This window comes from Rugamonas violacea (assembly GCF_016461825.1).
Taxonomy (GTDB): Bacteria; Pseudomonadota; Gammaproteobacteria; order Burkholderiales; family Burkholderiaceae_D; genus Rugamonas.
On record NZ_JAEMNU010000067.1, the window covers coordinates 1 to 19787 of the forward strand.

The 19787-nt window shown below is 61.7% G+C and carries 19 protein-coding genes, 1 tRNA gene and 1 pseudogene; 8 read left to right on the forward strand and 13 right to left on the reverse strand.

Annotation, left to right across the window (positions count from 1 at the left end; all coding sequences use genetic code 11):
* The first annotated feature begins 334 nt into the window (after window positions 1-334).
* Window positions 335-541 (forward strand): hypothetical protein, encoded by a 207-nt coding sequence (locus tag H7U20_RS12905; RefSeq protein ID WP_199759560.1) that lies wholly within the window; start codon window positions 335-337, stop codon window positions 539-541.
* 913 nt (window positions 542-1454) lie between these two features.
* Here the strand turns inward: H7U20_RS12905 and H7U20_RS30930 are convergent.
* Window positions 1455-2483: pseudogene (locus tag H7U20_RS30930) on the reverse strand (IS5 family transposase).
* 766 nt (window positions 2484-3249) lie between these two features.
* Between H7U20_RS30930 and H7U20_RS12915 the strand changes: the two are divergent.
* On the forward strand, window positions 3250-3939 hold the full coding sequence (locus H7U20_RS12915) for a hypothetical protein (protein WP_199759561.1): 690 nt from the start codon (window positions 3250-3252) through the stop codon (window positions 3937-3939).
* 131 nt (window positions 3940-4070) lie between these two features.
* Window positions 4071-4796 (forward strand): BON domain-containing protein, encoded by a 726-nt coding sequence (locus H7U20_RS12920; protein WP_199759562.1) that lies wholly within the window; start codon window positions 4071-4073, stop codon window positions 4794-4796.
* Window positions 4797-4928: 132 nt separating this feature from the next.
* Here H7U20_RS12920 and H7U20_RS12925 read toward each other — a convergent pair whose 3' ends face one another.
* From H7U20_RS12925 to H7U20_RS12935, 3 genes are all read right to left on the reverse strand, one after another.
* Window positions 4929-5321: an MAPEG family protein gene (locus H7U20_RS12925; RefSeq protein ID WP_199759563.1), complete on the reverse strand. Its 393-nt coding sequence runs from the start codon at window positions 5319-5321 to the stop codon at window positions 4929-4931.
* A gap of 34 nt (window positions 5322-5355) precedes the next feature.
* The gene (locus H7U20_RS12930) at window positions 5356-7488 is read right to left on the reverse strand and encodes an alpha/beta hydrolase family protein (protein ID WP_199759564.1); all 2133 of its coding nucleotides are present in this window, start codon (window positions 7486-7488) and stop codon (window positions 5356-5358) included.
* Window positions 7489-7578: 90 nt separating this feature from the next.
* Entirely contained in the window at window positions 7579-8364 is a 786-nt protein-coding gene (locus H7U20_RS12935; protein WP_199759565.1) for a substrate-binding periplasmic protein, read from the reverse strand.
* A 341-nt stretch (window positions 8365-8705) separates the two neighbouring features.
* Here H7U20_RS12935 and H7U20_RS12940 point away from each other — a divergent pair, with 341 nt between their 5' ends.
* Window positions 8706-9797: a trypsin-like serine protease gene (locus H7U20_RS12940; RefSeq protein WP_199759566.1), complete on the forward strand. Its 1092-nt coding sequence runs from the start codon at window positions 8706-8708 to the stop codon at window positions 9795-9797.
* Window positions 9798-9912: 115 nt separating this feature from the next.
* Here the strand turns inward: H7U20_RS12940 and H7U20_RS12945 are convergent, their stop codons facing one another.
* Both H7U20_RS12945 and H7U20_RS12950 read right to left on the reverse strand, forming a co-directional pair.
* Entirely contained in the window at window positions 9913-10521 is a 609-nt protein-coding gene (locus H7U20_RS12945) for a helix-turn-helix domain-containing protein (RefSeq protein ID WP_199759567.1), read from the reverse strand.
* Window positions 10522-10604: 83 nt separating this feature from the next.
* A complete protein-coding gene (locus tag H7U20_RS12950) occupies window positions 10605-11384 on the reverse strand; it encodes a substrate-binding periplasmic protein (protein ID WP_199759568.1) in 780 nt (259 codons plus the stop codon).
* A 242-nt stretch (window positions 11385-11626) separates the two neighbouring features.
* Here H7U20_RS12950 and H7U20_RS12955 point away from each other — a divergent pair, with 242 nt between their 5' ends.
* Entirely contained in the window at window positions 11627-11977 is a 351-nt protein-coding gene (locus tag H7U20_RS12955) for a hypothetical protein (RefSeq protein ID WP_199759569.1), read from the forward strand.
* A gap of 63 nt (window positions 11978-12040) precedes the next feature.
* Here H7U20_RS12955 and H7U20_RS12960 read toward each other — a convergent pair whose 3' ends face one another.
* Window positions 12041-12352: a PsiF family protein gene (locus tag H7U20_RS12960; RefSeq protein WP_199759570.1), complete on the reverse strand. Its 312-nt coding sequence runs from the start codon at window positions 12350-12352 to the stop codon at window positions 12041-12043.
* Window positions 12353-12451: 99 nt separating this feature from the next.
* Window positions 12452-12868, reverse strand: coding sequence for a YidB family protein (locus tag H7U20_RS12965; RefSeq protein WP_233410730.1), 417 nt, complete (start codon window positions 12866-12868; stop codon window positions 12452-12454).
* 317 nt (window positions 12869-13185) lie between these two features.
* On the opposite strand from H7U20_RS12965, the gene H7U20_RS12970 reads away from it, so the two are divergent.
* Complete coding sequence (locus H7U20_RS12970; protein ID WP_199759571.1) at window positions 13186-13989, forward strand: substrate-binding periplasmic protein; 804 nt, start codon at window positions 13186-13188, stop codon at window positions 13987-13989.
* Window positions 13990-14061: 72 nt separating this feature from the next.
* Here H7U20_RS12970 and H7U20_RS12975 read toward each other — a convergent pair whose 3' ends face one another.
* The 5 genes from H7U20_RS12975 to H7U20_RS12995 all read right to left on the reverse strand — a co-directional run bounded on the left by H7U20_RS12975 (window position 14062) and on the right by H7U20_RS12995 (window position 18232).
* Window positions 14062-14535, reverse strand: coding sequence for a helix-turn-helix domain-containing protein (locus H7U20_RS12975; protein ID WP_199759572.1), 474 nt, complete (start codon window positions 14533-14535; stop codon window positions 14062-14064).
* Between the two features lie 255 nt (window positions 14536-14790).
* Window positions 14791-14866: transfer RNA gene (locus tag H7U20_RS12980), tRNA-Lys, on the reverse strand.
* Between the two features lie 64 nt (window positions 14867-14930).
* Complete coding sequence (locus H7U20_RS12985; protein WP_199759573.1) at window positions 14931-16706, reverse strand: GspE/PulE family protein; 1776 nt, start codon at window positions 16704-16706, stop codon at window positions 14931-14933.
* 63 nt (window positions 16707-16769) lie between these two features.
* Window positions 16770-17561 (reverse strand): spermine/spermidine synthase domain-containing protein, encoded by a 792-nt coding sequence (locus H7U20_RS12990; RefSeq protein ID WP_199759574.1) that lies wholly within the window; start codon window positions 17559-17561, stop codon window positions 16770-16772.
* Window positions 17562-17716: 155 nt separating this feature from the next.
* Window positions 17717-18232 (reverse strand): glycine zipper 2TM domain-containing protein, encoded by a 516-nt coding sequence (locus H7U20_RS12995; RefSeq protein WP_093384750.1) that lies wholly within the window; start codon window positions 18230-18232, stop codon window positions 17717-17719.
* 392 nt (window positions 18233-18624) lie between these two features.
* On the opposite strand from H7U20_RS12995, the gene H7U20_RS13000 reads away from it, so the two are divergent.
* Together H7U20_RS13000 and purN are read left to right on the forward strand one after the other, a co-directional pair.
* On the forward strand, window positions 18625-19023 hold the full coding sequence (locus H7U20_RS13000; protein WP_199759575.1) for a barstar family protein: 399 nt from the start codon (window positions 18625-18627) through the stop codon (window positions 19021-19023).
* Window positions 19024-19158: 135 nt separating this feature from the next.
* Window positions 19159-19776: a phosphoribosylglycinamide formyltransferase gene (gene purN, locus H7U20_RS13005; protein ID WP_199759576.1), complete on the forward strand. Its 618-nt coding sequence runs from the start codon at window positions 19159-19161 to the stop codon at window positions 19774-19776.
* The last annotated feature ends 11 nt before the right edge of the window (window positions 19777-19787 follow it).

The following is a 19787-nucleotide window of genomic DNA, read 5'->3' on the forward strand; positions in this document are numbered from 1 at the left end:
GCAGGGCATTCAGGATGTGCGCGTGGCTGCGCTCACGATTAAGGCGCTACGCGACGAAGCTGGGTGACTTGTGTATAAACCTATGAGCTACAAGACGGTGCTGCAGCGCCGTTTTGCATTGACGGGAGTATTTTACTATGCCCATAAGAAACATGATGTACGGCAATATGTTCATTGAAAAATACTTTAATATAAAAATACGGGCAGCACATCGCTCGTTCTACAATTTTACGTGAAATTTTGATAATTTAAGGCGTTTATTAAAATTTCTCTATCGCTAAATTGTTAGAAGAAAATTTCAACTTTTATCGCCACATTTACTATTGGAGAAATCATGCAAGAATTATCCGTGATGGAAATTGACGAAGTTAGCGGCGGAACAAAGAATTCTGATCGTTTTGCTGCTATTAGCGGGGCTCTTTGGAGTGTTGCTGAAATATCAGCCTTCGTTCCAGGTGCACAGGCGTTTAGCGCATTTTGTGGCACTGGTGCAGCAATAATGGCTGGGGCCAGCGGCCTGTGTTACGTGCTAGCAGCGTAATGAAATTGAAAAAGAGGGATTGATTTTCTAAAATCCCTCTTTTCAATATTTGGCGCATAGGAAACCTTGTATTTTTCGGAATTAGACTTAATCGAAAGTGGGTTGGAACTATGATTTTATTGAAAACAGATGGGAAGTGCGGAATTAATATTTTTTTCCCATTTTTCATAAAAAAATGCAATGGGGAATTGCTCGTTGTTGACTGGTTACAATACCGGAAATTTGTTTTTGTGTACTCATCATTTAATATATTTCTTTGTGTTGTGTTGATATTTTTGTTATTTAATTTCCGTTTGTTTTTTTTCGATGAATTATATGAGTTTGCAACTTTTGTTCAATTCTCATATGTTATTTTAAGAATAAAATTTGGACGGAGAATACTGAAAATATCTGAGTCAAATCATATAATTGAAGAAGTGGCTCCAGTTATTGTATGGATCGATTATTTCACACTTGGTCTAATGTTTGTATTGACCGGTTCGATTGGAAGAATCCGAGCTTCTCTTGATTCAGAGCTGTCTATGCAAATAATATTCGGAGCGATGCAAATAGTATTTTCGTTATATGCAATTCTCCCATTTATTAATTATTTATCATTTAAAAATAAAAAAAATAAGTTGGACGGTTTTAAGAGATAACCGCAACACTGGGTTAATGAACAGCGATGTTCGGATTATTTAATTGTCCCATGTGGGCAGTATAAACGGCCAGTGGGGATGAGAACCAAAAGCGAGCGGACTAAGGCCACCTCGAATAACTGGATTTCGCAACGCCATGAAAGAAAAAGCACCTGCCAGCCGACGTCTTGGGCAACTAAACAATAGATAACGCGGCTGAGCGGAATAAGCTTTGGTGAGCGCGCAACCTGATCAAACAGCCGGAAAACTGCACTTCCCGGCGTATTTCCCCCGTTTTAGAACGGTGCCAGCCCGCGTTCTTTCAAGAAGACGAGCCGCTTCAAGTTGTAGCTGGCCGTTTTGAGGTGCAACGCGAAGGTGGTGCGCACGATGCCCAGGCATCGCACGAGCTTTCCGCCCATCTGCGCCAGCGCGCCGAACACATGCTCGACGCGGGCGCGCGGCGTGGCGATACGGCGGTTGCGCCGTTTCTGCGCGGCCGAAATACCTTTGGTGGCGTGGCCCCGGCGCTGAATGTGGACCTGCCAGCCGGCCTGTTTGAGCGCGCTTTCGCGCTCGGCGCTGGGGTAGCCCCGGTCGGCGTACAGCGCTTTGCTGGTATTGCTCGGATCGAGCGGGGCCTCGAATACGGAGGTGTCGGCCACCGCGGCGTTGGTGACGGCGATTTCGCGGATGAGCTTGTAGCGCTTGTCCACACTGGCGTGCAGCTTGTAGCCGAAGTGCGATTTGCCGTGCTTTTTGGTCCAGCGCGCGTCGACATCTTTTTGCGCCCGTTTGTGGGTCTTCCAAGTCAGGGGCATGGCGCCCTCTTTAACTGTGTCGGCCTCGTCGCGTTTGTTGCGTTGTACCGGCGCCTACACCAACGAGGCATCAACGATCTGGCCGCAACGGGCCATGTAGCCATGTTTTTGCAATTGCTGTTGGACCTGCTCGAACACCAGTGTGCCGGCACCGGCCTGGGCCAGGCGGTCGCGAAACAGCCAGATCGTCTTGGCGTCGGGGATGCTGCTGCTCTCGGTCAGATCCAGAAATTGTAGGAAACTGCGGCGGTCGAGCAACTGATACTCGAGCGCGTCGTCAGCCAAGTTGTGGAGCTGCTGGAGCACCAGGATCTTTACCATCAGCAGTGTCGAATACGGCGGCCGGCCGCCCTTGGCGCGCGATGGCCTCGGCGCGGCGGCATCGATGCTGGCGGCGAGCGCCTCGAAGTCCACATGTTTGGTTAAACCGACCAGCGGATCACCGATCTTGGAGCGCCGATCTTCGCGCTCATGTTCTGCAAACAGACTGATCCGAGGTTTCATCATCGCGGCTACTCGTTGGTCGTGGTCGATATTGGAATTTTACCGAGATGGGCTGGCGAGCGGTGGGTTTTTAGAGATGGCCTTAATGCCGTTTCCAGTGGAGTTTGACATCGGTAACATGTCGGTTACCGCCATTTTTTGAGTTTACGAGCCCCCGATGAACATGGCTCTATGCCGTTTCGTGTGGAAGTTGACCTCAGGCTGTTGACGCCGACCGAAAATTGCCTCCAAGGCGGGACGCCGCGTTTTGAGGCGGTGCCTGTGGATAAGTGTGCCAAGTAACAAGGGGAATCGCAGAGGGCGTAACCCGCAGCGAATTCCCCTTCAGTTTTTGGTTAAAAATTAATGGTATAAACGATTTATGCCATATGCTAAATTTCGCCGTTTCTGAACGGTTCGGCTTGCGATCCTGCCTACCTTATGCTTCTGCTCTTGTGCCTTGATCCGTCGCTTGGCTGCCATGCTGCTCTGCTGGAATCGGTAGGAGCGGCCAGCCGCTCCACCTATGAATTCCTGATTGATACGGCCACACCGCATCCTTAGGATTTTGAGGAGGACGATGATGAGGAACAAGGAGCGCGAACAGGTGTTGCAAGAGCGCGTGGCGCAATGGCAGGCCATTGTATCTTGGCTCGGCTGCATGCGGCGGCCTTGTTTCGGCCTCAATCATTCCACTTTTTCTACGTAGAAATATACTGTGGGATTACTGCTTCAAGGCAATAAAATTTACGTTGGGCATGCTAGAGTTGATGTACGGAATCCAGCCATGCACAAGCTCATCCTCCCCCTCCTCCTTGGCTACGCCGGCACAGCGGCCTCGGCCGCCTCGTTGACCGAAGTCGAAACCCGCTGGCTGTCGGCCGGCGCCCCCGTGCTGGCCTACGCCAAGCAGTTGCAACTGCCGATCGACATCATCGTCCAGCCGCAGGCCGGCGCCAACGACGTGCCGCTGGCGATGGGCTTCGACCACGGCCGCTGCAAGCTGGTGCTGTCGATGCGCGGCAACCCGCAGGCCGAGAGCATCCTGGACAGCGCGCCGGCGGCCCAGCGGGCCTTGCTGATCGAGGCGATCGTCGCGCACGAGGTCGGCCACTGCTGGCGCTACGCCCAGGGTTCCTGGCATGTGCTGCCGACCGGTTTCGTCGAGGTCGGCCACGCGCAGGCCGAGCGGCCCGAGCTGCCGGAGCTGTCGCAGGAGATGCGCCAGACGCGGCGCGAGGAAGGCTTCTCCGACCTGCTGGCGCTGGCCTGGACGGCGCGGCGCCATCCGGGCGCCTACGCCGAGGTGCACCAATGGCTGAGCCAGCTGCGCCGCGATGCCGGTCCGGCCGGCGCCTCGCACGACACCAGCGCCTGGCTGCAACTGGCGCGCGACAGCACGGCCTTCGCCGCCGCCGACACTCCTTTTGAACAAGTCACTGCGCTGTGGAACAAGGGTCTGCTGGGTGGCGATTGATGCGCCACAAGGCCGGTGTTGTTCGATTGCCTTTTTGATCTGATTTCGCCGATTGTGTGTGGTCCCGCACGGAGCGGTTTCGCTCATGGGGATTTAATTGGCATGTCAACCACACAAAAGGGACACACATCATGAACAAACTACTCCTCCTTGCGCTTGCTGGCGCCACCAGTGTCAGCTTCATGGCCAACCCGGCGATGGCGCAGACCCGCGACACGGCCGCCTACAAACAGGCGACCAGTAAGTCCAGCGACGACTACAAGATGGCCAAGGCCAAATGCGGCGAGCAAAGCGGCAATGCCAAGGACTTGTGTGTGCAGGAAGCCAAGGCCGTGCGGGCGCGCGCCGATGCCGACGCCGTGGCGCAGTACAAGAACGACCGGAAGGAAGTGCAAAAATCCCGCATCGACGTGGCCGACGCCGACTATGACGTGGCCAAGGCCAAATGCGCCGAGCTGAGCGGCGAGAGCAAAGGCAACTGCCAGCGCGAGGCCAAGGTGAGCCACACGGCCGCCGTCAACGATGCCAAGGCCGGCCAGCGCGCCGCCAACACCGCCCAGGCCAACGCCGATTGCGACCGTCTGAGCGGCAGCGACAAGGCGGCTTGCGTGGCGCGCGGCAAGAGCGTTTCGGCCGGCGAGGCTGTGGCCGACACCGTCATCACCACCAAGGTCAAGGCCGACCTGGTCAAGGAACCGGACCTGAAGGCGATGGACGTGCACGTCGAGACCGTCAATGGCGTGGTGATGCTGAGCGGATTCGTGCCGTCGCAGGCGGAGGCCGACAAGGCAGTGCAACTGGCGCGCGGCGTCAAGGGCGTGACCGAGGTGCAGAACGGCTTGCAGATCAAGAAGTAAGCGGAGGATAGGGCGGCGACCGGCTCAGGCGCCGCTCGGTTGAGAAAACCCACAGGCGAAAATCCAGGGTCGGACCCGGCGGGTCCGACCCTGGCTTTTTGCCTGTGGGTGGTTTGTTGGCCGGCGTCCCTTTCAGGCCATCGCCAGCAGCGCGACGCAGGCCGCCACGCCGGCGCTCCACACCAGCGTGCGCAAGGTGCCCAGATTGGCCAGGTAGCAGGCGACGTAGGCGATGCGGATGGCGATGAAGCCCAAGGCCAGCAGGTCGACACGGCCCTGTTCGGCATGCGCCTGCTGCGCCAGGATGACGGCGGCGATGAACAAGGGCAGCGCTTCGAAGCCGTTGGTCTGTGCCGCGATGGCGCGCTGCTGCCAACCGCTCAGGCCGGCTGCCCAGGCGCGCGGCTGAAGGTTGTCGTATTGGCCGCCGCCGCGCGGCAGCCGGCTTGAGGCCAGCTTGGGCAGGCCGGCGCTGGCCAGGGGCAGTGTGCAGGCGGCCAGGACGCACCAGTTAGCAATAGTCATGTAGTCTCCTTGTCTGTGGTGGGGGTGGGGCGGCTCACTTCAGATACGTGGCCAGCCAGCCGTGCACTTCGCTGTAGAAGTAGCGGCTGTTCTCGCCCTTCAAAATCCAGTGGTTTTCGTCGGGGAACACCAGCAGCTTGCTCGGCACGTTCAAGCGTTGCTGGGTGGCGAAGTTCATCAGCGCGTTGTTGGCCGGCACGCGGTAGTCCAGCTCGCCGACCGAGATCAGGATGGGCGTGAGGAAGCCGGTGCCCTTGGCGTGGTTACCCGCCTGCATCACCGGACTCTGCTCGCGCCACACCGGCAGATCGGCCCAGACCGGGCCGCCGCTGTTGACCTCGCGGCCGACGATGCTGTCGCTGGTGCCCCACTGCATCACCAAGTCCATTTCGCCGGCATGCGAGACGAAGGCCTTGTAGCGCGTGGTGGTGGCTTGCAACCAGTTGGCCAGGTGGCCGCCGTAGCTGGCGCCGCCGGCGGCCAGCTTGCTGCCGTCGATGAAGTTGTATTTCTTGACGGCCTCGTCGACGGCTTGGTCGATGTGCTCGCCCGGTCCCTTCAGCGGGTCGAACTGGATGGCGCGGGCGAACTCCTCGCCGTAGCCGGTGGACCCCTTGTAGTCGGTCAGCAGCACCACGTAGCCGGGCTGGGCCAGCAGGTGATAGTTCCAGCGCAGCACGAACTGGTCGCGCCACATGTTGGCGGCGCCGCCGTGCATGACGGCGAACAGCGGATACTTTTTGCTCGGGTCGAAGTTGGCCGGCTTGACCAGCATGTTGTGGATCTGCCGGCCGTCGGCCGCCTTGAACCAGAAGTGCTCGGGCGGCAGCCAGTCGATGGCGGCGGCCTGCTCGGTGTTGAAGGCGGTCAGGCGCTTCGGCGCGCCGTTGAAGGCGTACACCTCGGGCGGATTGACCGAGGACTCCCACACGCCGACCAAGGCCTTGCCGCCGGCGTTGAGCGAGTTGATGGTGCCGTTCGGCGCCGAGGCTTCGGCGCGCAGGTCGCTACCGTTGTAGGCGATCGAATGCAGTTGCTCCAGGCCGGCGTGTTCGTAGCTGAAGTAGACCCGCTTGCCACCTTCGGGCAGGGCGTAGCGCGAGATCGAACGGTCCAGCTTGGCCGTCAGGATCTGCGGCTGCGGCGAGCGGATCGGCCAGGCGAAGGCGGCCAGGCGTTCCAGGTCGTAGACCTTGCCGGCCTCCTCGGCCTGGGTCAGGCAGAACAGGGTGGCGCCGTCCGGCGAGAATTTCAGCTCGTTGTAGCTGTGCTCGTCGGCGGTCAGCTTCCAGGCTTCGCCGCCGTTGGGCGAGACCGCGAAGATCTGCGTGGTGGCCGAGGCGCGCGCCTGCTGGTCGCGGTTGGTCGAGGCGGCGAACACCACGCTCTTGCCGTCCGGCGCCCAGATCGCGTTGAGCGACTGGCCCTCGTCGCCCTGGCCGCCGCCGAATCCCGGCATGGCCGCCAGCTTGCTGCCGGCCAGCAGGCTGCGCGCCGTCGCGCCGGCCTGGGCGTCCATGACGAACAGGCGCACCTGCTTGTCGTCGAGCCACTTGTCGAAGAAGCGCGGCGGGAAGGTTTCGTAGGCGCGCGCGCTGTACTTGCGGTCCTTGCGTTCCTTGAAGGTCTTTTTGACCTCGTCCTCGTTGGCGTTGCCGGGGAAGATGTCGCTGACGAACAGCAACTGCTTGCCGTCCGGACTCCACTTCGGCTGGCGCGCGCCCAAGGTCAGCGTGGTCAGGCGCTGCGCCTCGCCGCCGGCGGCGACGTCGATGCGGTACAACTGGCCGGCCTCGTCGCCGTCGCGCTTGGCGACGAAGACCAGTTGGCGGCTGTCGGGCGACCAGGCGGCGGCGCTTTCGCCGCCCTTGGAGAAGGTCAGGCGGCGCGGCGCGCTGTCGTCGAGCAGCGACTTGATCCACAGGTCGGACCACTGTTCCTTGCTGTCGTAGCTGGTGTCGGTGACCGAGAACACGGCCCATTTGCCGTCCGGGCTGGGCACCGGCGCGCCGACCCGCTTCATCAGCCAGACGTCCTCGTGGGTGATGGCGTGCCGGGCAACGGCGGCGCTGGCGCTGGCGGCGGCCGGCGCGGCGGCGTGGGCGGCGCCGGCGCCGAGGGCGGCGGCCAGCAGCAGGCTGAGAGGGAGGCGGTGGAGCTGGGTCATCGAGCTATCCTGGTGGGCGGTGTTGGAAGCGGCGATATTGGCCAAAACCTCTCTTTCTGTCAATCAAGATTACATTTGCCCCGGCCGGGCCTATTGGTCCCATTTCCTCAGCAGGCGCTCCAGCTCGCCGCGCCGCTCCAGCACTTGCAGCGCATGGCGCAGCCGGCCGACCTGGCCGGGATCGACATGCTTGCCCACCGCCAGATACAGCGGCGCGGTGGCCATCACCACGGGCAGGATCCTGACCTTGCCGACGGCGTCGTTGCGCTTGAGGAAGGCGTGCAGGCCCGGGCTGCGGTGCAGGAACAGGCGGCCGCGGCCGGCGATCAGCTTGTGCAGATTCATCGGCGGGCTGGTCGAACTGGCGTCGATTTGCAGGCCGCCCAGTTGCTCCAGCACGGTGGTGGTGGCGAAGCCCCGGTTGGCCAGCACCACGCCGTTGCCGCCCAGGCGACGCACGTCGTCCCAGTCGTCGACGACGATGTCGTCGTCGATGCGCGCCAGCAGGTGGTAGTTGATGATGAACAGGGCCGGTTCGAGGAAGAGGAATTTGCCGCTGCGCTCGCTGGTGCGCTGCACCCCGCAGGCGGCGTCCTGGCCGCCGCTGGCCAGTTCGCTGTAGATGCGCACCAGCGGCATCCAACGTTGGTCGCCGACGAAGGCCAGGCCCGGCTCGATCTTTTCGATGGCGCGGAAGATGTCGATGCACAGGCCGGCGATGCCGTCGCCGCGTTCGGCGTTGATGAACTTCGGCTCGGTGCCCTCCTGGGCGGCGACGCGCAGCGGCGCGGCCGCCTGCGCCGCCACCGGCCCGAGCAGGGCGGCGGCACACAGCAAGCAGTGCCAGCCGAGCGACAGCGGGGGCGCGAAATGCATGGCAGTCTCCGGGCCGGAAATCGACCGACCGATCTATTGGAGCATAGATCATCTTTACTTGAAACAACAACATGAGTGCTTGCCATGGCAGGCCGTCACGCGTGCCGCAAGCGAATTTTCCACGGCGAGATGAAAATTGCTAATATAAAAGATAAGTTTTTGCAACAAAAAGCTGTCGAAAATATATTCTTTTTCGGATAGCTTTGTTTTCGATTAAGCAATGATATATTGACAAGCACGTACTGATGAGCTCGGCGGAATTTTTTCTCGCTAGCAATAAGACAAGGTACTTCACGGTAGATTCACCCATCAACAATTCTTAAAAGAAAGAGGTGTGCTTCATGGTCATTCAGTTTAACTCGTTCAAACTCGCCAGCCTGACCCTTGCCCTGATCGCCGCCGGCGCCGCCCAGGCCAACAGCGGCGACTACGTGACTCCGCTGACCGGCAACACGTCGTCGCCGTCGAACTGGCACTTCCTGCCGGGCCAGAGCTTCAACGGGGTTGCCGGCGCGCTCGACGGCGTGGCGCGTTTGACCTTCACCAAGCCGGGCGGTGTGTACGCCTGCTCCGGCTCGCTGCTGGCCGGCGGCGCCTATGTGTTGACCGCCGCCCACTGCGCCGACAGCTTCTCGTCGATGAAGGTCGATTTCGGCTGGGCCAACGGCAGCGCCCAGGTCAGCCGCAGCGTGGCCGTCAAGGACGCCATCATCAATCCACACTGGAACGGCGATCTCGACACCGGCGCCGATATGGCCCTGCTGCGCCTGAGCGCGCCGGTGACCGGCATCAACGGTTACCACCTGAGCACCACCAACGACATCGGCAAGGACTACCTGATGGCCGGCTACGGCACCACCAGCGTGGGCGGCTCGAACGGCGCGACCAACTGGAACGACCGCAACTTCGGCCACTACGGTTACAACACTTTCGACGTCGACAGCCAGACCTTCAACAAGGCCAGCGAGCAATTCGTCGGCACCTACGACGCCAACTACTACGCGCCGGGTGTGACCTATATGAGCGACTTCGACAGCGGCGCCAATGCCAACAACACGCTGGGCCGCATGGCCGACCTGACCGGCAACAAGTGGAGCAGCAGCAACGGTTTGGGCAGCAACGAGGCCTTGATCGCCGGCGGCGATTCGGGCGGCGGCGACTTCGTCTGGAACGGCAAGGAATGGCTGCTGTCGGCGGTGCACTCCTGGGGTTGGCAGGGCGGCGCCTGCAGCCTGTTCAACCTGAACGGTTGCGACGTCGGTGCCAACAACGCCTCCAGCTTTGGCGATCTGTCCGGTTCCACCGCGACCTACTCGCACATCGCCTGGATCAACCAGGTGACGGCCGTGCCTGAGCCGGAAACCTACGCGATGATGTTGTCGGGCATCGCCCTGCTGGGCGCGCTGGCACGCCGCCGCAAACAGCAGGCCTAAGCCGCTACCCAAGCAATCCTGCACGGGGCCCCGGCGTTGACGCGCCGGGGCCCCGTGTCGTTTGGCGCGGCTGCGTGCGCGGCGCGCGGCGCGCCGTGCGCCGCGCCGTGAGGGACTATTTGTCGGCCTTGCGGCGCAGCGGCAGCGGCGTCACCGGGGCCAGCACGAAGGCGCAGCTCATCAGCGTGTCGCGGCCCGGCGCGCGCGGCCGGCTCATCAGTTCGCACAGCCGTTCCAACAGCACGTTGGCCTCGGCCAATTCCTCGACCGACAACCAGGCTTTGTTGCGCGCAGCCCACAGTTGCCGCTGCGCGCCTTCGACCACCACGTCCGGCATGTCGAGCGCCTGCTCGAAATCCTGGCAGGCCACCTGCAGCAGGCCGCGGGCGAACTTGTGCAGCGCCTCGGTGTTGCCGTCCGGTCCGGTCTGATAGGCCAGGCGCAGCGGCGCGGTGTGGTCGCCCGGCAAGCGGTAACGGCGCTCCTCGCCGCGCTCGCCGTCGAACTCCTGGATCAAACCCGCCTTGCACAGGATGCGCAAGTGATAATATAGCCCGTCGGCGTGGCGCCCCAGTTGCGCCGCGAGCGCGGCGGCGCTGGCCTGGCCGCCCATCGCGACCAAGGTGTCGACCAATTCCTGGCGCGCCGGCGAGGCGAGGATCTTGATGCGTTCGGGATCGCTGATGGCGCGGAAATTGATGGCGGGACGGGGCGAACGTGGCATGGCAGGATCCGTGTTGTTGAAATTGTCGCCTATTATTTCAACAAAAACCGATTCGCGCAAGCCCGCTGGCGTATCGTGTGCGCTCAGCGCAACGGGTCGCGCGGCAACTGCGCCATGAGCTCCTGGTAGCGGCCGTTCGCCTTGAAGCGTTTCAGCCCCAGGTCGAACAGCGCCAGGTGGCGGGCGTGCTCCGCCGGCTTGCGCGAAAACATCAAACGGTAGTGCCATTGCAGATAGCTGGGCGTGTGGGCGATCAGTTCACGCTCCGCGCTGCTGAAGCGTTGCTGCAATAGATGGTTGCCGACGGTGCGGGACAGATCGACGGCGTCGAAGCGGCCGATCAGCAGCTTGTGTAGATTGCTCAGCTCGTCGCCGCTGGCCTGGAAGCGCAGCTCGCCGCGCAGTTCGGCCTGCGCCAGTGGCTCGGCCTTGGCCGAGCCCAGCGGCAGGCCGATGGTCAGGCCGCGCAACGCCGCCAGCTTGTCGGTCTTGCCGTCCCAGTTCAGCGGCTTGTCTTTGCGGAAAAACAGCACCAGCTCGTCGCTGAACAGCGTCTCGGAAAAGTCGCAGACCGCCTCGCGCTCGGGCGTGCGGCCCCATAGCGCCGAGGCGTGCGACTGGCCGCTGCGCACTTGGGCGTAGGCGCGTTGCCAGGGACGGAATTCGAAGTCGACGACGATGCCGGCGGCGGCGAAGATCTCTTCGATCAACTGCGCCACCACGCCGCAGTGCGGCAGGGCGGCGCCCAGCATCGGCGCCCATTCGCCGAGCACGATGCGGATGCGCTCCGGTGCACTTTGCTGGCCCCACAGCGCGCCGCAGGGCAGGGATAGCAACAGCGTCAAGGCACTCCGCTTGCGCATATTCGATCTCCAACGTGGGTCTTTGCCGCAACACAAGACATGCTTCAATTTTACTTCACCTGGAAAACGAACTAGCATGAAGCATCCCTGACACCACGCAATAGGAGCCGTTCCGTGCGCATCGCCGCCTCAGCCTCCAGTCGTCCGACGCCCAAGGCGCCGATGAGTGGCCGAGCCGCCTGAATATTCGCGCCAACCAGAATCAGCTCGGTTTCACCCTCGACGGCGTGCCGTTGGGCGACATGAGCTACCGCCCCAACAACGGCCAGCACATCCGCCGGGCGATCGCGGCGGAAAACCTGGGCCGCGTCGTCGTCTCGCAGGGGGCCGGCGCGCTGGCCACCGCCTCGACCAGCAAGCTCGGCGGCAGCGTGCAGTTCTATTCGCTGGCGCCGTCCGACACGGCCGGTGTCAGTGTCGGCCAGAGCGTCGGCAGCGGCCGCGCCCGGCGCAGCCTCGCCCGGCTCGACAGCGGCCTGTCCGACGACGGTGCCAAGGCCTACCTCAGCGCGACGCGCCACCTTGCTGTCGGGTGCGCCTCGCCACGTGTTCCTCTCGCTCAACGGCAAGCTGTGGGGCGGCGTCGGGAATAAAAAACCGCCGGGCGTTGCCGGCCGGCGGTTTTTTGGGAAGAGGGAAGCTTACTGCGGGGAAGCTTACTTCGGTGCGCTCAGGCATTCTTTCATGAAGGCCTTGCGCTCGTCGCCTTTTTTGCCGGCGGCATCGACGTTGCACGTTTTCATTTTGCTTTGCTGGGTGACCGGCGCCGAGGCGGCGGCCGGCTTGGCGGTCAGACACTCCTTCATGAAGGCCTTGCGTTCGTCGCCTTTTTTACCGGCGGCGTCGGCGTTGCAGGTGGCCATCTTGGATTGCTGCGCGGTTTTCGGCGCCGAGGCGGCTTCCGGCGCGGCGGCGAAGGCGGCGCTGGCGAAGCAGGCGAGGGCACATGCGGCGAAGAGTTTTTTCATGGTCTATCCGTGTAGTTTGTCATGGTAGGTATGGATTGCCTGTGCGGCGAGAAACTATACTATAGCCGCTTGCCGCACAGAAGACATTTGCGCGGCCGTTCAGCCGAACAGCTTGCCCTTCAGGAAATCCAGCCCTTGGTCCAGCGCGCCGCCCTCGGGGATTTGGCCGTTCGGCGTCAGGCTGTCGATGATTTGCGGCAGCAGCTGCGCCAGGCCGGTGGCGGCGTGTTCCGGTTCCAGGCCGGCCTGCTGGGCGATTTGCGCGATCTGTTCGCCGCCGAGCGCGTCGGCGATCTGGTTGCCCGACACCGTGTGGTTGTCACCGGTGCCGATCCACGAGGCGACTTGGTCGCCCAGGCCGCTGGCCTGCAGCTTTTGCACCATGCCGGACAGGCCGCCGGCGTTGTTCAGCAAGGCCATCACGCCGTTCAACAGTTCGCCTTGCGGCACCGGGTCCTGCTGTTGCGCGCCCAGCGATCCCAAAACCTGGCCAGCCAATTGATCGAGTAGTCCCATGATGTTCTCCAGAGTGAGTGGGTGGATGGTTGCCGCAGCGGGCATGCTTGCCAATGTGATACTAACTCAATTCGTCGCGCGGCAAGCCTTCGCGCGGGCTAAACGCGCGGTGGATTTTTTCATGTGGATGGGAAATTTCGCTGAATGCGATGTGGCGTGGAGCCGCCGTTCATCTGGCACGCGCACGACTAGCGCTGCTTCGGTCCCGCTACCATAACGTCGAGTGCGATGTTGCCAAACACCATCATGAGACTATAAACCCCGCTCCGTTTGGTGTATTGTGGTGTCTACCATCCATAGATTTTTTGGGGGGTAGCATGCCGTTTCACCGTGCACCACGGTTGCGAGCGCCAGCGGGAAAATGGCCGCTCTTTGCCATCATGTGTGCCATCGCTTGCGCTGGCGCGCTGAACGGCGCGGTGCGCGCACAAGAAGTGACGCCGCGGGAAGTGCAAGTCGGCATGGGGCTGCCCAAGCCCCCCTACATCATGGAATCGGGCACTGCGGGCCTGGATTACGACATCGCGAAGCAGGCCCTGGCGGCCGGCGGATACAAGATGGTTGCCCAGATGCTGCCGCAGACGCGCGCCCTGGCGATGCTGCGCGCCGGCCAGCTCGACGGCATGCTGTCGACGACTGAAGGGATCGGTGGCCAAGATTACTTTACTGACACTTACATCGTTTACCAAAACGTCGCGACCACGCTCACCAGCCGTCATCTGAAACTCCGCCAGGTGGAGGATTTGGCCGGCTATTCGGTGGCGGCATTCCAGAACGCCAGCATGCTGCTGGGCGAGCGTTTCACCTTGGTCATGAGCGGCCATTCGGACTATAGGGAATTGCCATCCCAGATCACACAAAACAAGCTGCTCTTTACGGGACGGGTCGATGTGGTGGTGGGCGATCGCTTGATTTTCCACTACTTCATCGACAAGCTTGAACGGCAGATCAATGCCACGCAAGCGGTGACCTATCACAGGATTTTTCCGGAAATCCCGCGCAAGGCGGTGTTTCGCGAGGCGCGCGTGCGCGACGCCTTCAATGCCGGTCTGAAAACCATTCGTTCCAACGGCACTTATGATGCAATCGTAAAGCAATACCTTGGCGTTGCGCGGCCCTGACCTGCTGCTGCGAGATTGCCAACACTGGCGCTGCTTGCCGGCACGGCGACGTCGATGCATGGTGAGTGGCCATCAACTATTCCCCATTGACTGTCCAAGGGGTTCATACCAAATGCCATATTTATCGCCTTGCCACTTGAGCAGGCAAAACAGGTAGGCGTTGGAGAGCATGATCAAGCCGCCAGCGAGTGCCGCCTGGTTAAAGTAACCCAGCATGCAAAAAATATAGCCTGCCGCATGCGACAGGATTTCTATTCTTTTGGCTGAATTTCTCGTGAGGCGAAAACTGAGAAAATTGTACGCAAACCAGACCTTTAACCACGGTGATAGTTTTTGCCAGTTGTCCGACCGCTTGTCTATCATGAATGTCTCCTGCTTTAAGGTTAAAACATCGACTTCAAAAACCGCGGCGAGGCATCTGAGTGATTCCACGCTGGCGCTCTGGCCGCTTTCTATCCTTTGAATAGTCCGTACGTTCAAGCCGGACATCTGGGCCAACTGTTCTTGAGATAGATGGCGACTTATGCGTAGTTGTTTAAGGATCATTTTCTGCCTTCCGGGGGGAGCAATGAGTATTCGTCGATTTTGCCACTGTCGGTGACGAATTTCACCCGACAATGACCCGACAGTGCCACCGTTGGGCACATTGCGGTAGGGGAGGCAGGACGACAGGCAGGTTGGGGCGAAACCGCGGGGCGCGGAGAAAAATATTCTCCACTCGGGGGAATATTCTGCATATGGGGACGCAAAAAAGGCTTACGCGCCGAAGCGGGTAAGCCTGATCTGGTACTGCTGTATTCGTGGTAGGCCGTGCGGGATTCGAACCTGCGACCAACGGATTAAAAGTCCGCTGCTCTACCAGCTGAGCTAACGACCCGAAAGAGGCCGTATTATATACAGCCCCTTGTCGATCGCCAAGGCTTTTCTTCGCCCGTGTTTTCTCAATTCAATGCCGCCGTCACCTTCAACACTTCTTCGGCGCTGGTGACGCCTTCGATGATCTTCATCGCGCCGGCGATGCGCAGCGGCTTCATGCCGTCGGCCACGCTTTGCCGGCGCAGCGCGTGGATGTCGGTCTCTTCCTGGATCAACTTGCTGAACGCTTCGCTCACCGTCAGCAGCTCGTAGATGCCGGTGCGGCCGCGATAGCCGGTCTGGCGGCACTCGGGGCAGCCGACCGGGCGGTAGACGGCGGCCGGCTTGGGCAGTTGCCAGGCGCCGCCGATGCCTTGCCAGATGTCGTCGGCGATGCTGCCGTCGGCCCTCTTGCAGTCCGGGCACAGGGTGCGCACCAGGCGCTGCGCCATGATGCCGATCAAGGTCGCCTCCAGCAGGTAGTAGGGCACGCCCAGTTCGAGCAGGCGCATCACCGCCGACGGCGCGTCGTTGGTGTGCAAGGTCGACAGCACCAGGTGGCCGGTCAGCGCCGCCTGGATCGCCATCTCGGCGGTGGCCAGGTCGCGGATCTCGCCGACCATGATGATGTCCGGGTCTTGCCGCATCAATGCCCGCACGCCGTCGGCGAAGGACAGGTCGATGCCGGGCTGCACCTGCATCTGGTTGAAGGCGGCCTCGACCATTTCGATCGGGTCCTCCACCGTGCAGACGTTGACCTCCGAGGTGGCCAGCGCCTTCAGCGTGGTGTACAGGGTGGTGGTCTTGCCCGAGCCGGTCGGTCCGGTGACCAGGATGATGCCGTGGGCGCGCTTGGTCAGCGCGTCCCAGCGCGCCGCGTCGTCGGGCGGGAAGCCCAGCTCGGGCAGGGTCTTGACCACCACCTCGGGGTCGAAGATGCGCATCACCAGCTTCTCGCCGAAGGCGGTCGGCAGGGTCGACAGGCGCAGCTCGATCTCCTGGCCGCCGGCGGTGCGGGTCTTGATGCGGCCATCCTGCGGCCGCCGCTTCTCGATCACGTCCATGCGGCCGAGCAGCTTGATGCGCGCCGTCATGGCGATCATCACCACCGCCGGCACCTGATAGACGTGGTGCAGCATGCCGTCGATGCGGAAGCGGATGGTGCCCAGGTCGCGCTTGGGTTCGAGGTGGATGTCGGAGGCGCGCTGCTCGAAGGCGTATTGCCACAACCAGTCGACGATGTTGATGACGTGCTGGTCGTTGGCGTCGACCTGGCGGTTGTTCTTGCCCAGCTCGACGAGTTGCTCGAAGTTGTTGCGCAGCGCCAGGTCCTGGCCGTTGCTCTTGTTGGCTTTCTTGATCGACTTGGCCAGGCTGAAGAACTGCGAGATGTACTGGGCGATGTCGAGCGGGTTGGCGATGACGCGGCGGACGGCGCGCCGCGCCACCTTGGCGATCTCGGCCTCCCACTCGTGGGCGAAGGGATCGGCGGTGGCCACCACCAGGGTGTCGTGGCTCAGCTCGACGGGCAGGATGTTGAAGCGCGCCGCGTAGTCGGCCGACATGACGTCGGCCACCTTGGTGAAGTCGATCTTCAGCGGGTCGATGTGGATGAAGGGCAGCTCGGCGTGGCGGGCCAGCCAGGCGCTGAGGGTGTCGAGGGTCAGCTGCTTGTGCGGCGCCTGGGCCGACAGCAGCTTGCAGTGGGCCACCGCGCACAGCGGATGCATGCTGCCGATGGTGTTCTTCAGGATGCCCTGGGCCTGGGCGAAGTTGGCCTTGACGTTGGCCTTCTCGACCAGGCCGTCGGCCAGCAGCCAGCTGAAGATCAGTTGCAGATCGAGCACTTTGGGCGCGGACATGGCGGACGGCACCTTCCCTGTGGAGCGGCGCGGCCTTGCGGCCGGCGCCGGCGACGAGCTTGCCTACTTCCCTGCGGACAGGGTCTTCAGGCCTTTGACCCAGGACTTGGCCGGCAGCTTGGTGGCGGCGACGATCTGCGCGGCGCGCGCATCGAGGGCGGCGAAGTCGAGCGCGCCACGGCGGGTCTTGAAGGCGATCGCTACTACGTTACCATCATGCACCTCCGGCAGGCAAATCACTTGCTCAAAGGCGAACTTCATCGCCTTGAGGTTCTTCGCGTAGCTGGGGTGGTCGCCGAACAGGTTGACGGTCATGATGCCGTCCTCGCCCAGGCAGGCGGCGCAGGCCTGGTAGAACTCGGCGCTGTCGAGCACCGGGCCGCGCGCGGTGGCGTCGTACAGGTCGACTTGCAGCACGTCCAGCGTGCCGTGGTTGGCGGCGTCGTTGACGTAGTCGTTGGCGTCCATCTCCAGCACTTGCAGGCGCTCGTCGTTGTCGGGCAGCTTGAACATCGAGGCGCAGATGGCGATCACCGAGGGGTTCAGTTCGATCGCCGTCACTTTCGCTTCTGGAAACTGTTTGTAACAATATTTGGTCAGCGTGGCCGTGCCCAGGCCCAGTTGGGCGACATGGCGCGGCTGTTCCAGCCACAACATCCAGCCCATCATCTGTTGCGCGTATTCCAGCTCCGGCCAATCGGACTTGCGGATGCGCATCGCACCCTGCACCCATTCCGTGCCGAAGTGCAGATAGCGCACGCCATCCTGTTCCGACAGCGTCACCGGCGCGTACTTGGGCTTGCGCGCGGGGCGGGAGGATTCTTGTTGTTCGATGGATTTTCGTTTGATCAGCATGGCGGGCGGGGGAAGGGGGGACGGTGAACCGTCTATTATATCTGGCCGGAAACGCCGGCTGGAAACCTTGGCCGAAACGCCGGCCGAAAACGCCGGCCGTAAACGACACTGCCGGTCGCGCGGACCGGCAGTGCCTGGCGAGACCGGGGGCGAGCTTAGCGCTGGGCTGGCTCCACCGAGACGCGCAGCTTGACGCGTTCGCCCGGATCGTAGGACATGATGCTGGTGTAGTTGCGGCCGCGGTAGTCGTAGGTCACCTCGTAGCCGCTGGTGCGCGACTCCCAATGGTCGACCGTGCGGCATTGCTTGACCGCCTGCTCGGTGGTGCCACCGCCCTGGTATTGGTTGGAGTTGTCGATGCGGTCGCCGGCGACGGCGCCGGCGATGGCGCCGGCGGCGGTGGCCACGGTGCGGCCGGTGCCGCCGCCGACCTGGTTACCGATCAGCGCGCCGGCGATACCGCCGATGATGGAGCCGCCGGCGCTGCGTTGCTGCTGCGGCTGCTGCACCTGGACGTATTCGGTGCGGCATTCCTGGCGCGGACGGTTGATCTGCTCCACTTGCGGCGACACGCGGACGACGCGGCCGAATTCCTCGAAGTCGGCCGCCTGGCTCAGCGGCAGGGCGCCGAGACACAGCGCGGAAACGATCAATTTGGCTTGCAGGTTCATGTTGTACCTCGTGTAGTTTGTTGGTCTGATCTGTGAATCTGATGTATGCACAGGTCTATGGTAATCCCGGCTCAGGAATCAGTGTGTTTCCCGTAGCAACAAATTGTAACAGGGCGGGCAGGGCGGCGGTGGGGAGTGAAAAATGGCCGAAATCGGCGGAAATCGCGATATATATGTTCCGATTCTTACAAATCTTGCGTTAGGCATCACATTCGTGTTGATTCAGGAGGAACAACACGTTACCCTAATATGCGTATGGGATTTGATTGTCACAGAGAAACGTGAACCATCCACCGCAAGCGCATTGGCCCGCTTGCCGTGTCAAGTGTATAGGTACTCACTTATAGGCGAAAAAGAACACACCGTACATAACAGGTCGATTTGAGGGAAAAATGAGTTTGTTAATGACCGTGCCGCCCAACCTTGTCCAGTCCATCCGCGCTTTTCGAGTGACCGAATTGCAAGACGAGGCAGTCCGTCTCGGGCAGCACTTTTTATATGCACACTGCCTGGCGGGTGTAACGAAACAACAAGTACTCGGCATCATTGCAGAATCGTTCCAGTTTCCTAAAGGGGGGGGCAAGAATTTCGATGGCCTGCGCGACACCCTGACCGAGACCATGTTCAAGGCGGGTGTGCAAACCGGCTTCCTGGTGGTGCTGGAGCAATTGCCCAACACCCAGAAATTCGACAAGGAAGCGCGCGAAACCCTGCTCGACGTGTTCCGCGACGCCGCCGACTACTGGGCCGAAAAGAAGGTGCCGTTCCGCGTCTTCTACTCCTTCGAGTAGCCCCGCGCGGCCCGCCCACCCGCCCCGCGCAGCGCGCCGGACGGGGCGGGCGGCGCCCGCCGCCGGCTCTGCTGCGCCGCAGCAAAAATTGCGGCTTTCTTGGTTCGCCTCGCGGTAGCGGGTACAATGCGGCCTATGAAAAACATCGTCATCCTCATTTCCGGTCGCGGCAGCAACATGGAAGCGGTCATCCGCGCGGCCCAGGCCGAGCAGTGGCCGGCCCGTATCGCCGCCGTGATCAGCAACCGCAGCGACGCCGCCGGACTGGCGTTCGCGGCCGAGCACGGAATTGCGACGGCAGTCGTTGCCAATAAAGACTATGCGACCCGGGCCGAGTTCGACGCCGCCCTGCAAACCGCGATCGACGGCCACGCGCCCGATCTGGTGGTGCTGGCCGGCTTCATGCGGATCCTCACGCCGCAATTCGTCGCGCACTACGCCGGCCGCATGCTCAATATCCATCCCTCGCTGCTGCCCCTGTTCCCGGGGCTGGCCACACATGCCCAGGCGCTTGCCGCGGGCGTGGCCGAACATGGCGCGACGGTGCATTTCGTGACTGCCGAGCTCGATCACGGCCCCATGGTCGCCCAGGCCGCCGTGCCCGTGCTGGCCGACGACACGGTCGACAGCCTGTCGGCGCGGGTGCTGGTCCAAGAGCACACGCTGTATCCGCGCGCGGTGCGCTGGTTCATCGAAGGCCGCTTGACGATCGAGCAAGGCCAGGTCCATGTGGACCACACAACAAATCAATAACCAAGGAATTC